Annotated in this window: 9 protein-coding genes and 1 pseudogene; 5 read left to right on the top strand and 5 right to left on the bottom strand. The window is 44.9% G+C overall.

All coding sequences use genetic code 11. From position 1 onward, the window contains the following. The first annotated feature begins 142 nt into the window (after positions 1 to 142). On the top strand, positions 143 to 601 hold the full coding sequence (locus AB4329_RS12920) for a hypothetical protein (RefSeq protein WP_017070076.1): 459 nt from the start codon (positions 143 to 145) through the stop codon (positions 599 to 601). 112 nt (positions 602 to 713) lie between these two features. Here AB4329_RS12920 and AB4329_RS12915 read toward each other — a convergent pair whose 3' ends face one another. Next, on the bottom strand, positions 714 to 1199 hold the full coding sequence (locus AB4329_RS12915) for a putative 4-hydroxy-4-methyl-2-oxoglutarate aldolase (RefSeq protein ID WP_017059310.1): 486 nt from the start codon (positions 1197 to 1199) through the stop codon (positions 714 to 716). A gap of 47 nt (positions 1200 to 1246) precedes the next feature. Between AB4329_RS12915 and AB4329_RS12910 the strand changes: the two are divergent. Beyond that, positions 1247 to 1348 (top strand): annotated as a pseudogene (locus AB4329_RS12910) (ribonuclease activity regulator protein RraA); the annotation flags it as partial. Between the two features lie 429 nt (positions 1349 to 1777). Further along, positions 1778 to 2494 carry a two-component system response regulator ArcA gene (arcA, locus tag AB4329_RS12905; protein WP_004741534.1) on the top strand — a complete coding sequence of 239 codons (717 nt, stop codon included), beginning with the start codon at positions 1778 to 1780 and terminating at the stop codon, positions 2492 to 2494. A 136-nt stretch (positions 2495 to 2630) separates the two neighbouring features. Here the strand turns inward: arcA and AB4329_RS12900 are convergent, their stop codons facing one another. The 4 genes from AB4329_RS12900 to AB4329_RS12885 form a co-directional block, all read right to left on the bottom strand. Beyond that, positions 2631 to 3074 (bottom strand): hypothetical protein, encoded by a 444-nt coding sequence (locus tag AB4329_RS12900; RefSeq protein ID WP_050644351.1) that lies wholly within the window; start codon positions 3072 to 3074, stop codon positions 2631 to 2633. A 7-nt stretch (positions 3075 to 3081) separates the two neighbouring features. Beyond that, positions 3082 to 5451, bottom strand: a complete 2370-nt coding sequence (gene arcB / locus AB4329_RS12895) for an aerobic respiration two-component sensor histidine kinase ArcB (RefSeq protein WP_017062885.1) — start codon at positions 5449 to 5451, stop codon at positions 3082 to 3084. 174 nt (positions 5452 to 5625) lie between these two features. Beyond that, positions 5626 to 7377: a diguanylate cyclase domain-containing protein gene (locus AB4329_RS12890; RefSeq protein WP_017059307.1), complete on the bottom strand. Its 1752-nt coding sequence runs from the start codon at positions 7375 to 7377 to the stop codon at positions 5626 to 5628. 91 nt (positions 7378 to 7468) lie between these two features. Next, positions 7469 to 8422 carry a TIGR01212 family radical SAM protein gene (locus AB4329_RS12885; RefSeq protein WP_017062887.1) on the bottom strand — a complete coding sequence of 318 codons (954 nt, stop codon included), beginning with the start codon at positions 8420 to 8422 and terminating at the stop codon, positions 7469 to 7471. 529 nt (positions 8423 to 8951) lie between these two features. Between AB4329_RS12885 and gltB the strand changes: the two genes are divergently transcribed. Both gltB and AB4329_RS12875 read left to right on the top strand, forming a co-directional pair. After that, entirely contained in the window at positions 8952 to 13499 is a 4548-nt protein-coding gene (gltB, locus tag AB4329_RS12880) for a glutamate synthase large subunit (RefSeq protein WP_017059305.1), read from the top strand. Then, positions 13499 to 14968 (top strand): glutamate synthase subunit beta, encoded by a 1470-nt coding sequence (locus tag AB4329_RS12875; protein ID WP_017066517.1) that lies wholly within the window; start codon positions 13499 to 13501, stop codon positions 14966 to 14968. The genes gltB and AB4329_RS12875 overlap by 1 nt, the downstream gene beginning before the upstream one ends. The last annotated feature ends 390 nt before the right edge of the window (positions 14969 to 15358 follow it).

The raw sequence follows: 15358 nt of genomic DNA, 5'->3' as shown, positions 1-15358 counted from the left end.
CTCATTGAACAGGCAAGAGTGATCAATTGCATATATAGTCATAACAAAATGCTATATCGATTGTGCAGCGAACGTACAAGTTCTGTGCTTTAATTGAACGATAACGTTCGAAGAACAATAATAATGACATCAGGAGTGGGAAATGAAGAGATTACTTATTCTTTTGGCTTTTGCTATGCCTGTTGTTTGTTCAGCGAATAGCTTGCCTCTACTACCCAGCCAGATCGATAGTTCTTCTCATAAATTCTTTATCTCCACACAAAACGCGTCGAGTGAAAGCTTCGATACTTGGAAGATAGACAGCGGCTACTCTTATAGCTTGTTTTCAGATGTGGATCTTTACGTCGGTACACGTATCAATAGTGCGGCACTGAAACAGGAAAGTGGATTCTTGAGTGGTGTCAGTTATCAGTTCTCAGAAAGAGTCTCTTTTAACAGTTCTCTACACACCTATAAAGACGAGACCGAAGACAATGAGAAATCGGTAGCCGCAGAGGTTTCCAGCCGAGTGCAACTAACAGATAACCTAGATTTGCATGCCACCCTTGATTATGAAGAGTGGCAGCAAGGTGTTGAAGTGGGACTAGGGTTTCGCTTTTAGTCTCTTTAGCTTGTTCTTTATTAACAGATTAGTGCGGATTGAGATCCAAACTTTTAGTACATCACAAACCATTCCCCGTTCTAATCTATCAACGGCATTCAATTTGAGTCAGTTACGATTCAATTAACAGCTCAGATGAAATTAACACGCCATTCCAATCGGCATAAATATAGTCACCAGGCTGAATCAGTTGATTATGTATAGAGAGTGTCACATTCACTTGGCCGACACCGCGTTTCTCTGTTTTGAATGGCGATGCACCTAACGCCTGAACGCCAAGGTCCATTTGCGACATCATGCCTACATCACGCACCGCACCGTTTACAATCACGCCTTCCCAACCGTTTTCTATCGCGAGAATAGCGAGTTGATCGCCAAGCAGCGCCTTCTGGCATGAGCCATTTCCGTCAACGACAAGCACTTTGCCACAGCCGTCGGTCTCTAAAACCTCGCGAACCTTGGAATTATCGTGATAACAACGAACTGTTACAATTTTTCCAAAGAACGCACCACGTTGGCCGAAGTTCTGCAATGGCATGTTCAGTAGGGTGACTTCGCTTTCAAACTCATCACACAAGTCGGGTGTTATATCGTGCATATATCCTCCGTGAGTAAGGCGTTACCAGTTATGTCAGGCTAGCCTCTATGCTTTTATATGTTATTAAAATTAATCCTTTGTTTTCATTGTTCTATGCTCAATTTATTACTCAATAAAGGTTGATTGAGCATATTTATCTACTAGACTCTTAAGACAGCTTTCAGCTTCCTTGGTTCATAATCCGGTCTTTAGCAGGCAAGATGTGCGAAGCATCTCGAATAATCATTCTTGTTTTGGTGCTAAATAGTCACCATAACATTGGTTAAGTTGTAGCCATACTATTAAAGTTTGTTGCGATACGGCAATTGATGTAAATCAACAAAGTGAATGGAATTAACATTCTCGCGTTGTTAGCATGCTGTTAACATTATAGAATCCACTCCAATCACTAAAAGAATGATTGAAAGGCGTACTGGATCTACGTTATTGGGCAATACTTCAAGGAAGGCAGATAGCTGGAAGTAAGTGTTTTTTTGAAAACTTTAAGTTATCATCAAAAATACATTACCTGTATGTTATGTTTTTGCCTAGAATTTATTCTATTAGCACAGTTTCGTCACAAATTTAGGTACCGCCAAATGCAAACCCCGCAGATTCTTATCGTTGAAGATGAGCAAGTAACTCGTAACACTCTAAAGAGTATTTTTGAAGCAGAGGGATATGCTGTTTTTGAGGCTAGCGACGGTGAAGAGATGCACCAAGTGCTATCTGACAACCAAGTTAACCTTGTAATTATGGACATCAACCTTCCAGGTAAGAATGGCCTACTACTTGCACGTGAACTACGTGAGCAAGCAAACGTAGCGCTTATGTTCTTAACTGGTCGCGATAATGAAGTTGATAAGATCCTTGGCCTAGAGATCGGCGCTGATGACTACATCACTAAGCCTTTCAACCCTCGTGAACTGACTATCCGTGCACGCAACCTTCTGAACCGTTCTATGAGCACAAGCTCTGTTCAAGAAGAGAAGCGTAGCGTTGAGAAGTACGAGTTCAACGGTTGGGTACTAGATATCAACAGTCGTTCTCTGGTTAGCCCAGATGGCGAAGGCTACAAGCTACCTCGTTCAGAGTTCCGTGCTCTACTTCACTTCTGTGAGAACCCAGGTAAGATCCAAACACGTGCAGACCTTCTTAAGAAGATGACTGGCCGTGAGCTTAAGCCACACGATCGTACTGTAGACGTAACAATCCGTCGTATTCGTAAGCACTTTGAATCTGTTTCTGGTACGCCAGAAATCATCGCAACGATTCACGGTGAAGGCTACCGCTTTTGTGGTGACCTAGAAGACTAATTCGATTCGCGCTTCTTACCATTTAGCACTACTCACCAGTAAGTGTTATTAACAATAGAAGCGTCATCAATAGTTATTAAAAAGGGAGAATGCCAACGCATTCTCCCTTTTTTATTGTTCTTAATTGGATAAGGTTTTAGTAAACCGTATCCACCTTAACGTCTTTCTCTACTAACCACTTCACGGTTTCGCCATCTTTAAGTTCAACCGCTACATCAACAGGCTTGTCGCTGTCGATCTCTAGCTGCCATACAAACGCGACTTCCCATTGAGTTTCACTATGTGTTCTTAAATCAAGATCGTCAGCCGTTACCAACAAGGTGTCTGCACCCTGTTTAACCGTAACACTCTCAACCGCAAGCGTTGCTGGCAGTTGTGAATCTGACTCTAGGTAGATAGAACCATGCAGGGTCTTATCTTGAGTCTCGCCAATCGTTGGCATCTTGTTGTGCCAAAGGTTGCTTTTCATGGTAACTGTTACTGCAGATACTTCGACTTGATTATCTTGCTGCCATTCTACTTGTGGCGCAGAACAACCCGCTAATGCCACTACACATGCGGCGAATGCTAATTTTTTCATTATTCTTCTACCTTTGATTTAACCAACTCTTTAAAACTTCAATGTCATTCTGGTATTCGTTATTTATCTCATCAACCCAATCTGAAATGTTCTCCCACCACGCAGGCAAATCTGGAGATTGAGCTTTCTGGGCAACTTGTTGGATGCGTTTCAGACCAATAGAACCTGCAGCACCTTTAATCTTATGTGCCTCAGAAACGATACTGGCTTTATCTTTCGCGACCATGTTGGAGTTCAATATTTCCATATACTCCGGCATCATATCTTCGAACATCGCGATGCTATCCAAAACCGGTTTCGGTCCAACAATATCAACATAAGACTCTAGCATATCAATATCAAGCAAAGTGGTATCAATTTCTGAAAGAACAGGCTTACTCGCGTCGACTTTATCAATGCTCTCAACCTTATCGGTGCCCGCTACCTTCTCAATTACCTCTGGTGCATCTTCGATAAGTTCACTGATGACATCTTGGATAGCTCGAACCGACAAAGGTTTACTGATCGCTTCGTCCATGCCTTTCTGGAAGTACTCTTGCTTGTTGTTTAATACGTTCGCAGTTAACGCCACCAAAGGCGGTAGCTGGCTGTATTTCTCGCGGTAGTATTGAGCAATATCGAAACCCGTCATATCTGGCAGTTGGATATCCAACAACACCAAATCATAGTCTTCAGGATTGAAAGCAATTTGCGCCTCTTTACCCGTCATCACGACTGTCACTTCATGGCCAAGGCTTTCAAGTAGAGAGCGAGCCACTGTGATATTGAGTTCAATGTCTTCGACCATAAAGATCTTAAGATTCGACTGTTTTCTTGGCGTTTTGATCAGAGCCTGAGTATCGTGATTCACTGGAACTCGAATCGAAACCGTAAAGGTACTGCCAAAGCCCTCTTCACTGATGACTTCAATGTGGCCATCCATCATATTAATTAGCTGTTGAGAGACAGCGAGACCAATACCCGTGCCGACAGCGTGCAAGTTGTCCGTGCCCGATTTCACCTGATAGTACATCGCGAAGATCTTCTCGATTTCACTTTCAGGGATACCAATACCAGTATCTTCCACTTCCATCGTAATGTTGGCAAAGTCACCATCAATGTCGGCGCTGACTGTCATCACCACTCCACCATCTTTGGTGAACTTCATCGCGTTACTAACAAGGTTCCACAGTACCTGTCTAAGACGAGTACCATCCACCTCAACAGCAGCTGGAAGATCAGACAATCTTTCTAGATCGAACCTTAACCCTTTCTGCTCAGCCATCAACGCAGAGATACTTTCGATCTCGACAACGAAATCTTCAAAGTTAATAGGCGTAGGGAAGAGTTCAAGCTTACGGCGGTCGAACTTATCCATATCAATAATATCGTTGAAGATATTACCCAGTGTCACCGCGCTCACCTTGATGGTTTGCATCTGCTTGCGCTGTTCGGTGGTCAGTTGGCTATCAAGCAGCATGCGGCTCAAGCCAATGATGCCGTTGAGCGGCGTTCTTAACTCGTGGCTAATAGTTGAGATAAAGGTGGTCTTATCGCGGCTGGCTTTTTCTAACGACTCTTGATGCTCTTTACGTTCAGTAATATCGCGGCCAAAACCAACCAAGCCCAAGTGACGACCATCTTTGCTGTAGAAAGGCACTTTACGCAGTTCGAAGTAACTCTTGCGGCCATCTGGGTATTCAAGCCATTGGTCATAAGTCAGTGCTTGGTTGTCAGCAAATACTTTCTTATCGGTTTCAACAACTTGCTGAGCGACCTCTTTACTGTAAACATCCCAAGGAGTTAAACCAACTAGCTCTTTTTCTGTTTTACCAGTGAGCTCTTCAACCGCACGGTTACAACCAGAGAACACACCATCTTCATTACGGTAGTAAATAAGGTCAGGCGAGGCATCGATAAACGAGCGTAACAGTGCAGTACGTTCTGCGAGTTCAAGCTGAGTACGCTCGCGCTGGAACACCTCGTTTTCGAGATCTTGCATTGCTTCTGCGCGCGCTTCTTCCGCTTTTTCACGCTCTTCAATTTCTTGATTAAGCTTCTCGATATTGAGCTGCATTTTATTGTTGAGTTCTTGGTCTCGCTCACGCATGTCGCCAAGTTTAGAGACCAATTTCGCTAACCTTTGACGTGATTCTTCCAACTGGTCCACGACCACTGACAGAAAATAAACCGCCCAAGGCGTGATCACTAAACCGAAGAAAACTGAACGGACAATGTCGATGTCATCAACATTGCCTTTGAGTGCAAGGGTGATACCGACTTGCACAACAACAGCGAGGGCAACAAGCGCTAGGGCGAGTAAGATAGAAAAGCGGACAATCCCCAGTTTTACGAGTAGATCCACGTAATACTGGGCAAGATTTTTCATGGGTTTCATTTAGCGCTCCATGCGATAAGACTAGCAACATTCTACCCTGTTTGAAGATGGGAGGTAAGCTAGCTACATCACACGCAGCAAGTGTTCAGCGGTAATTTCGAAGGTTAATTAACCAATACAAATACTAACTAAGCAAAAATAGCCGGGGATAATCAAATTGCCAATTTTATAGCGTTAGCGAATTGAGTATGGATGCACCATTGAACGGTTGCGACCGTCTGATTTCGCTTGATACAACGCACTATCAGCCAAGGCAACAGCCGATTCCATTTCATCATCAGGTGTAGGAATGTAAGAGATAATACCAATACTCACCGTGATGAATTCAGAGACTGTCGACTTCTCATGCGCAAGTTCCAATTTTAGGACTTCATCATGAATACGCTGCGCCACCAGCTGAGCACCTTCGGTCGTTGTATTTGGCAGAATAAAGCCGAACTCTTCACCACCATAACGAGCCACACAATCAGATGAACGATTCAACACCTGCTTAAATGCCTGAGAAACCTGAATCAAAGCATCATCGCCTTGTTGGTGTCCGTAAAAGTCGTTGTAGCCTTTAAAGAAGTCGATATCACATAGCATGATCGTCAGTGGCAGCTTCTCACGCACATGATAATGCCACAGTGTAGAGAGCTGTTCATCGAAACGACGTCGGTTAGACACTTTAGTCAGGCTATCCATAAAGCTGAGGCGTTCAAGTTCAAGGTTGGCTTCTTCAAGCTTTTGTTCTGCTAGATAACGCTCTGTAATATCACGCGCCATGATCAACACACCATTAGTGCTCGATGCTGGATCTCTAAACGGTGATTTGACTACATCATACCAAGTAAATGTTCCATCACTTGAGACCACTTTGTCGATATAACGCAGTGATTTACTTTGATGAAGCACTTGATGATCGGTTTCTGATATTCGCGTATAGATGCTATGTGGCACCACATCTTGTAAACGTTTACCGATCAAGTCACTGACTTCAGAGATACCCAGCGCAGCCACAAATGGTTTATTACACGCTTGATAAACCATGTTTTCATTAAAGATACCAATCGAGTCTGGGCTGGCCTCCAGGAGGTTTTGCAAGATGGTGTCACGCTGCGCAAGTGCCACTTCGGTATCTTTTCGCTTCTCCATCTCGCCACGCAGTTTCTGCTGCATGTCATGCCAATCGGTCACATCATGACTAATAGAGAGCGTGCCGATGGTTTCTCCATCTTGGGAAAGCAGCACACTTTGGTAGGTTTCAAGCAAGCAGCTTTTTCCATCTTGATCTGTAGTCCAAGAGCGTTCACTTACACGACCTTTTAATACTCCACCAGAAACACTCAGGGTGCCCTCTTCAGCACGACCATGCCAAAACTTTTTAAACGAGCGATTACTCGTCACTAACTGACCTTTCTGATCTTTCACGTAGATCAGCTCAGACAAAGAATCCAAAGCGGTACGAGCAACATTCAGTTCTCGAACTTCTTGGGACAGTTCTTCGTTAGTGTTTTTATAAGGTGAGGCGTGAATCATCCAAGCCTGCTTATTTCTAAAATGGATCTTACGACCGATCAAGTTGATCTTGAACGACTCAAATTCAGAAAGCGCCCACAGGGAGACCTGCTCGAAGGCTCGAGAGTTGATGTGGTTGGTTAAGTAGTGACGAAAGCTGTTCTCGCTTTCCACAGTAGGAAAGCGAAAATTAACACCGATTTGGCGGATACCAAGCAACTGCATGGCTTGGCGATTGGCATAGAGTATTTCGCCACTTCGAACATCAACAAAGTAGAGTGGCGACGGGGTAGCAAGTAGAAGCGTTTCGATATGCGACTGATAACGAGAATAGAGATGCCAGCAGATGAGAGCAATCAGCAATACAACAACGATATAAATACCGTAGCCATACGCCCTGTCCCACAACCAAGTCATTACCAGTTCCATTTACTCTCAATCTATACCATAAAATCTGCTAGGGAAATGTTACCACTATTTATTGGTTTTATCTGCTGTTACCTACAGTCACCCATTTCTATTAATTGGCCGCGTTTAAAACAGGCAACGTGTACTCGAATGCAGAGCCCGTTTTGATGCCTTGAGCACCGGTTTTATCCAACGAACGACCTATTTCAGTCATCGCTAACCAGCGGTTCTCACACCATAAAGGAGAAAGTAAGGTTGGGCGTCTCGCCGCTGAAGAAACACGGTGATAAACCACGTCCGCAGGCGTGCGTTGAATGATCTCACTCGCGATATCGATGTACTCTTCAAGGCTTGGGGCTTCTAGCTTTCCGGCCTTCCACGCCTTAGCCATGGTACTGCCCTCTACTATATGAAGGCCGTGCAGCTTAATACCATCGGTGCCAACGGCTAATACCTTGTCTAAGGTTTCAAGGTTATCCGCTTTGGTTTCTTTTGGTAGGCCAACAATCAGATGAGTACACACCTTGATACCTAAAGCGCGTGCGCGTTGGGTGATCGTTTCATACACTGCAAAATCGTGGCCGCGGTTAATTCGCTTGAGGGTTTTATCATTGGCGGTTTGCAGGCCAAGCTCGAGCCAAATCTCATAGCCTTGTTTAACGTAGCCCGCTAACAGATCCAACACCGCATCAGGCACACAGTCTGGTCGCGTACCAACACAAAGGCCGACGATCTCTGCACCGGGTGCTTTTAGCGCCTCTTCATACATATTCTTGAGCACTTGCACCTCAGCATAAGTGCTGGTGTACGCCTGAAAGTAAGCCAGATACTTCTTAGCACGAGCAATTTCACCCGCACGATCTTTTAGTTGTTCTGCAATACTCTGAACCTGAGTTTGTTCATCGGCAAAGGAAGCCACGTTACAAAACGTGCAACCTCCACGGCCAATTGTCCCGTCTCGGTTTGGGCAGCTGAAACCACCATGAAGCGTCAGCTTGTGAACCTTCTCGCCATAACGGCGTTGAAGGTCTTGGCCGATAGTATTGACCAACTCGTGTAATTGCATATTTTCAAAGCACTCAAGTAAATAAGAATGAATATCAGTCTTTTTTGAAAAAAAATTACATCCCTGCAAAATTCGACCAATTAGTTTACTCAAGGCTTTTTGCGAGCAACCTAACAAATATCAATAAACATGCAAAAAATCGGCTCTATTTGCCTAATGTTGCACATTTGTTAGGCATTAAATTCAAAATAAAACGAAAAAAATGGTCTACATGGGTCAACTTTCATTGCAATTCGCCTAGACAAAATTGTAGGATACTTACACATATTGGCTATTTTTGAGTATTTACTTACAACGAAAACTTGCTAATAAGTCGGTGATATCTAACTCCCACCTATATAAACCACTAGTTTGTGGTTAAAAATAAACAGGTATCACTAAGGATTGTTTTTCTCGCAATACTTTTCCTGCGAGATACGGAAAGGATTCAAACCGCCAGCATAGGCAGGTTTAGACCCATAAATATAAAAGGACAAGGCTGACTTTATACAAATAAGTTGCGCCTAGATTTAACTGGAAGGATGTATCTATGGTAGATCAAGAGCAGAACTCACAGGGTCTGTATACTCCTGAATTGGAGCATGACGCTTGTGGTATCGGTTTTGTTGCGCATCTAAAGAATCGCAAATCTCATGATGTAGTAACTCAAGCACTCGATATGCTTGCACGTATGGAACACCGTGGCGGCCAAGGCTGCGATCCGTGTTCTGGTGATGGTGCAGGTATCCTGCTACAGAAGCCGCACGAATTCTTACTAGAAGAAGCCGTAAAGCTTGGAATTAAGCTGCCATCTTTTGAAAAATATGGTGTTGGTGTTGTACTTTTCCCTAAAGATGAACACAAACGTGCACAGTGTCGTGACATTCTAGAACGCAATGCACAACGCCTTGAGTTAGAAGTTATCGGTTACCGTGAACTTCCAACGGACAATTCAATGATTGGTGCTGACCCACTAAGCACTGAACCTCAATTTGAACACGTATTTATTTCTGGCGGCCCTGGTATCACACCAGAAGAGCTTGAGCGTAAACTGTATGTTCTACGTAACTACACGGTTCGTGTATGCCTAGAAAGCGTTTCAAATATCGGTGATGACTTCTACATCAACTCTATGTCTTACAAGACATTGGTGTACAAAGGTCAGCTAACAACTGAACAAGTTCCTCAGTACTTCCTAGATCTGCAAAACCCAACCATGGTGACAGCTCTAGCACTAGTACACTCTCGCTTCTCTACCAATACATTCCCACGTTGGCGTCTAGCTCAGCCTTTCCGTTACATCGCGCACAATGGCGAAATCAATACGGTTCGCGGCAACCTGAACTGGATGAAAGCACGTGAAGCAATCCTAGAATCGGATCTGTTTACACAAGCTGAAATCGACATGCTGCTTCCTATCTGTCAGGAAGGTAGTTCGGATTCATCAAACTTCGATATGGCGCTTGAGCTACTTGTTCTTTCAGGTCGTACTCTGCCACACGCGTTGATGATGATGATCCCGGAAGCATGGCAAGAAAACAAAAACATGGATCCAACTCGTCGTGCGTTCTACCAGTACCACGCGAACGTAATGGAACCATGGGATGGCCCAGCATCAGTATGTTTCACCGATGGTGTTCAAGTAGGTGCAACACTTGACCGTAACGGTCTGCGTCCTTCTCGCTACACAGTAACTAAAGACGACTTCCTAGTAATGGCGTCTGAGTCTGGTGTTGTTGAGATTGCACCTGAAAACGTTGAGTACCGTGGTCGTCTACAACCAGGTCGTATCTTCGTTGCTGACCTTGAGCAAGGCCGCATCATTTCTGATGAAGAAGTGAAAGACAGCATTGCTAAAGCACAACCTTACGAAAAGTGGGTTGAAGAGAACCTTCTGAGCCTGAAAAAGCTACCGGATGCGAGCAACGAATTTAGCCAACCTTCTCCAGAGAAACTACTACACAAACAACAATCGTTTGGCGTGAGTTCTGAAGAAGTAAACGAAATCATTCTACCTCTTGCGAAAACAGGCTACGAGCCACTTTCTGCAATGGGTGCTGACTGGCCGCTAGCGATTCTTTCTCACCAATCGCAGCACCTTTCAAACTACTTCAAACAGTTGTTTGCACAAGTAACTAACCCGCCGATCGACCCGATTCGTGAGCGCATGGTTATGTCTCTGAACACTTACCTAGGTAAAGACCAGAACTTACTTGCAGAAACACCTGAGCACTGTCAAAAAGTAGAACTTGAGTCTCCAGTACTGTCTAACTCTGAGTTAGAAAAACTGCGTGCAATCGATAACGAGCACCTTCAGGCGAAGACGCTGGATATCGTATTCCAAGCAAATGGCGACCAAGGTAAGTTAGAGCGCGCACTTAAGCGTATCTGCCAATACGCAGAAGACGCAGTGATTGATGGCTACTCTATCATCCTACTGACAGACCGTGCGGTTAACTCTAACCATGCCGCTATTCCAGCAATGCTGGCGGTTGGCGCGGTTCACCACCACCTAATCCGTAAAGGTCTACGTGCTAAGTGTGACATCGTTGTTGAAACGGGCGACGCTCGTGAGACACACCACTTTGCAACGCTTATCGGTTATGGTGCAAACGCAGTTAACCCATACCTAGTTATTGAAACGATTGTTGAACTGCAACGTACTAAGAAGCTAGATCCAAACGTACACCCACGTGAGTTATTCGATAACTACCGTAAAGGTGTTAACGGCGGTCTACTTAAGATCTTCTCTAAGATGGGGATCTCTACGCTGCAGTCTTACCACGGTGCACAAATCTTTGAAGCACTTGGTGTTAGCAAATCAGTGGTTGAAAAATACTTCACAGGTACTGTTTCTCGTATCCAAGGTCTAACGATCGACGATATCGCGCGAGAAGTATTGGTTCGTCACCGTGTTGGTTACCCAGCTCGTGAAATTCCAGCTCAGATCCTTGATGTTGGTGGTGTTTACCAGTGGAAACAACGTGGTGAGAAACACTTATTCAACCCAGAAACGATTTCTCTACTTCAAGAATCGACGCGTAACAAAGATTACGGTCAGTTCAAGAAGTACGCAAAAGCAGTTGATGACCAAGGCGACAACGCAGCAACGCTACGTAGCCAACTGGACTTCATCAAGAACCCTGCAGGCTCTATTCCTCTAGCAGAAGTAGAACCAATCGAGAACATTCTTAAGCGTTTCGCAACCGGCGCAATGAGCTTTGGTTCAATCTCGCATGAGGCTCACTCAACACTGGCTGTTGCGATGAACCGCATTGGCGCGAAATCAAACTCAGGTGAAGGTGGTGAAGATCCAGCACGTTTCGAACGTAAAGAAAACGGCGACTGGGAACGTTCAGCAATCAAACAGGTGGCTTCTGGTCGCTTTGGTGTAACGTCTTACTACCTATCTAACGCTGATGAGCTACAAATCAAGATGGCTCAAGGTGCGAAACCGGGCGAAGGTGGTCAACTACCTGGTGATAAGGTTGATGACTGGATCGGCGCAACGCGTCACTCGACTCCGGGCGTAGGTCTTATCTCGCCACCGCCACACCACGATATCTACTCAATCGAAGATTTGGCTCAGCTGATCTACGATCTGAAAAACGCGAACCGTAACGGTCGTGTCAACGTGAAGCTAGTATCAGAAGCTGGCGTAGGTACGATTGCATCGGGTGTAGCGAAAGCGAAAGCTGACGTGGTACTTATCGCAGGTTTTGATGGTGGTACGGGTGCATCTCCGATGTCTTCTATCCGTCATACCGGTCTGCCTTGGGAGCTGGGTCTAGCGGAAACGCACCAAACACTACTGAAAAACGGCCTACGTAACCGTATCGTTGTTCAATCTGATGGTCAGATGAAAACACCACGTGATCTTGCAGTAGCAACGTTACTTGGCGCTGAAGAATGGGGCGTAGCAACAGCAGCTCTAGTGGTTGAAGGCTGTATCATGATGCGTAAGTGTCACAAGAATACATGTCCTGTTGGTATCGCTACACAGAACAAGACTCTGCGTGAACGTTTCGACGGCCGCGTAGAAGACGTAGTCACTTTCTTCCAATACATGGCTGAAGGTCTGCGTGAAGTAATGGCTGAACTTGGCTTCCGCTCTATCGATGAGATGGTTGGTCAATCGCACAAACTTAAAGTTCGTGATGACATCGGCCACTGGAAGTACAAGAACCTAGATCTAACACCTGTACTGCACATTGAGCAGGCACGTGAAGAAGATGGTATCTACAACCAGACGCAACAAAACCACAACCTAGAAGACGTTCTAGACCGCAAGTTGATTCAAGCTGCGATTCCAGCTCTTGAGAAAGGCGAAGCCGTGAATGCGAGCTTCCCTATCATCAACACGGACCGCTCTGCTGGTACCATGCTGTCGAACGAAATCTCGAAGGTTTACAAAGACCAAGGTTTACCACAACCAATGAACGTTAAGTTCCACGGTAGTGCTGGCCAATCTTTCGGTGCGTTCCTTGCGAAAGGCGTTAAGTTCGAAGTAGAAGGCGACGCGAACGATTACTGGGGTAAAGGTCTGTCTGGCGGTACTTTGGTACTGTACCCAGATGCGAAATCTTCTATCGTTGCTGAAGATAACATCGTGGTTGGTAACGTATGTTTCTACGGTGCGACCTCAGGTGAATCTTTCATTCGCGGTATGGCAGGCGAACGTTTCTGTGTTCGTAACTCAGGTGCGAAGGTTGTTGTTGAGGGCGTTGGTGACCACGGTTGTGAATACATGACTGGTGGTGTTGCCATTATCCTTGGTTCAACAGGTCGTAACTTTGCTGCGGGCATGAGTGGCGGTGTTGCTTATGTTTGGGACAAAGCGGGTGACTTCGAAACCAAGCTCAACCCTGAACTTGTAGACCTAGATCCAATTGAACAAGAAGATAAAGATCTTCTACTAGATATGCTAACGAAGCATGTTGAATTCACAGGAAGTGAAGTTGCTCAGTCTTTCCTAGACAACTTTGAAGCAAGTGTTGCATCGCTAGTTAAAGTAATGCCACGCGACTACAAAGCGGTTCTTGAAAAGCGTAAAGCTGAAGCACAACAGGCACAAACGGAAGAAGTGGAGGCAGTATAATGGGTAAGCCTACTGGATTTTTAGAACACGGTCGTGAGCTTCCAAAGAAGCTCGACCCGTCAGTTCGAATTGAAGACAACAAAGAGTTCGTACTTAACGAAGAGTTTGGTGAAAAGATCAATACTCAAGCCTCTCGTTGTATGGACTGTGGCGTACCTTTCTGTCACAACGGCTGTCCGATTGGTAACATCATCCCAGAATTCAATGATGCGGTTTACCGTGACAGCTGGGAAGAGGCTTGGAATATCCTAAGCTCTACCAACAACTTCCCTGAGTTTACCGGTCGTGTTTGTCCTGCTCCTTGTGAAAGTGCCTGTGTTCTTGGTATCAACCAAGACCCAATCACTATCTGTAATATCGAGAAAACGATTGTCGAAACTGCGTACCGTGAAGGGTACGCAAAACCTAAAACACCACGCTCTCGCACAGGTAAAACTGTCGCAGTTATCGGTTCAGGTCCTGCTGGCTTAGCCGCAGCGGAGCAGCTAAACAGCGCTGGTCACTCGGTAACGGTATTTGAACGTGACGAGAAAGTCGGTGGTCTACTTCGCTTCGGTATCCCAGACTTCAAACTGGGTATGGACGTGATTGATCGTAAGATCAACCTAATGGCTGAAGCGGGCGTTGAGTTTAAAGTTAACCAACACATCGGTGTTGATGTTAACGCTCAGCAGCTACGCCAAGAGTTTGATGTGGTATTGCTAACGGGTGGTTCTACGGTTCCACGTGACTTGCCAATCCCTGGTCGTGAGTTGAAAGGCGTTCACTTTGCCATGGAATTCCTTGGTCAAAACAACCGCCGTGCTAACAACCTAGATCTTAAAACAGAAGAGATTCACGCTAAAGATAAGCACGTTGTGGTTATCGGTGGTGGTGATACTGGTTCTGACTGTGTGGGCACATCAAACCGTCATAAGGCAGCGAGCATTACTCAGGTTGAGATCATGCCGATCCCACCAGAGAAGCGCCCTGCAAACATGCCTTGGCCTCAATACCCAATGATCATGAAAACCACCACTTCTCACGAAGAAGGTTGTGAACGTCACTGGAACATCTTAACCAAAGAGTTCATCGGTAACGAGCAAGGTCAAGTGACGGGTCTACGTATTGCTGACATCGTTTGGCAAGATGCGAAACCAGGTGAGCGTCCAGGCTTTGATGAAGTCGCGAACTCTGAACGTGTTATTCCTTGTGACATGGCATTCCTAGCAATGGGCTTCTTACACCCGGAGCCAACCGGCGTGCTTGCTCAACTAGACATTAAACTGGACGAGCGCGGTAACGTCGCTTCTGAAGGTTTTGCAACGAACCAGAAAGGCGTTTTCGCTGCTGGTGATATGCGTACTGGTCAATCTCTAGTTGTACGTTGTATTAATGAAGGTCGTGAATGTGCAATTGCCATTGATGACTTCTTAATGGGTAACTCAAACTTAGAAGCGAAAGCTGATTCACTCATGCTTTCCGCATAATATTTCTCGGGCTAACGTCAATTACGTTAGCCTAGAGGAAAAGCAATACCCTTCCTAACTTTTATATTTGGCTAGCACTCGATGCTAGCCTTTTTTCTATCTGGCATTTGTCGTTTTCAAAATCATCCTGTTGTACATGTTAAATCTCGTTAACATTCACCTTATATATCTCATTGATATCCATCGACTATTTTAGATTATTAAGTGGCTAATCGCGTTTATGCATGATAATTAACCATGAACTTGACCTTAAACACAATTAGCTATACGTTGTAAAGCTGATGAAAATAAAATCAATCGGTTTTGTTAACACAACCAATAACGTTTTAACTGGCTAAAGCAAACTATCAGTTTATAAAAAACAACAAGTATATGAATAGTTAGTCATTT

Source organism: Vibrio sp. 10N.261.54.A5, from assembly GCF_041471145.1.
Lineage (GTDB): Bacteria > Pseudomonadota > Gammaproteobacteria > Enterobacterales > Vibrionaceae > Vibrio > Vibrio crassostreae_C.
The sequence above is the reverse complement of the archived record's forward strand: the minus strand, read 5'-3'. Positions and strand labels throughout refer to the sequence as shown.

Excerpts from the sequence above, each read along its gene's own strand:
- AB4329_RS12920 (WP_017070076.1), top strand. The coding sequence starts at position 143 with ATGAAGAGATTACTTATTCTTTTGGCTTTTGCTATGCCTGTTGTTTGT.
- AB4329_RS12915 (WP_017059310.1), bottom strand. The coding sequence starts at position 1,199 with ATGCACGATATAACACCCGACTTGTGTGATGAGTTTGAAAGCGAAGTC.
- arcA (WP_004741534.1), top strand. The coding sequence starts at position 1,778 with ATGCAAACCCCGCAGATTCTTATCGTTGAAGATGAGCAAGTAACTCGT.
- AB4329_RS12900 (WP_050644351.1), bottom strand. The coding sequence starts at position 3,074 with ATGAAAAAATTAGCATTCGCCGCATGTGTAGTGGCATTAGCGGGTTGT.
- arcB (WP_017062885.1), bottom strand. The coding sequence starts at position 5,451 with ATGAAACCCATGAAAAATCTTGCCCAGTATTACGTGGATCTACTCGTA.
- AB4329_RS12890 (WP_017059307.1), bottom strand. The coding sequence starts at position 7,377 with ATGGAACTGGTAATGACTTGGTTGTGGGACAGGGCGTATGGCTACGGT.
- AB4329_RS12885 (WP_017062887.1), bottom strand. The coding sequence starts at position 8,422 with ATGCAATTACACGAGTTGGTCAATACTATCGGCCAAGACCTTCAACGC.
- gltB (WP_017059305.1), top strand. The coding sequence starts at position 8,952 with ATGGTAGATCAAGAGCAGAACTCACAGGGTCTGTATACTCCTGAATTG.
- AB4329_RS12875 (WP_017066517.1), top strand. The coding sequence starts at position 13,499 with ATGGGTAAGCCTACTGGATTTTTAGAACACGGTCGTGAGCTTCCAAAG.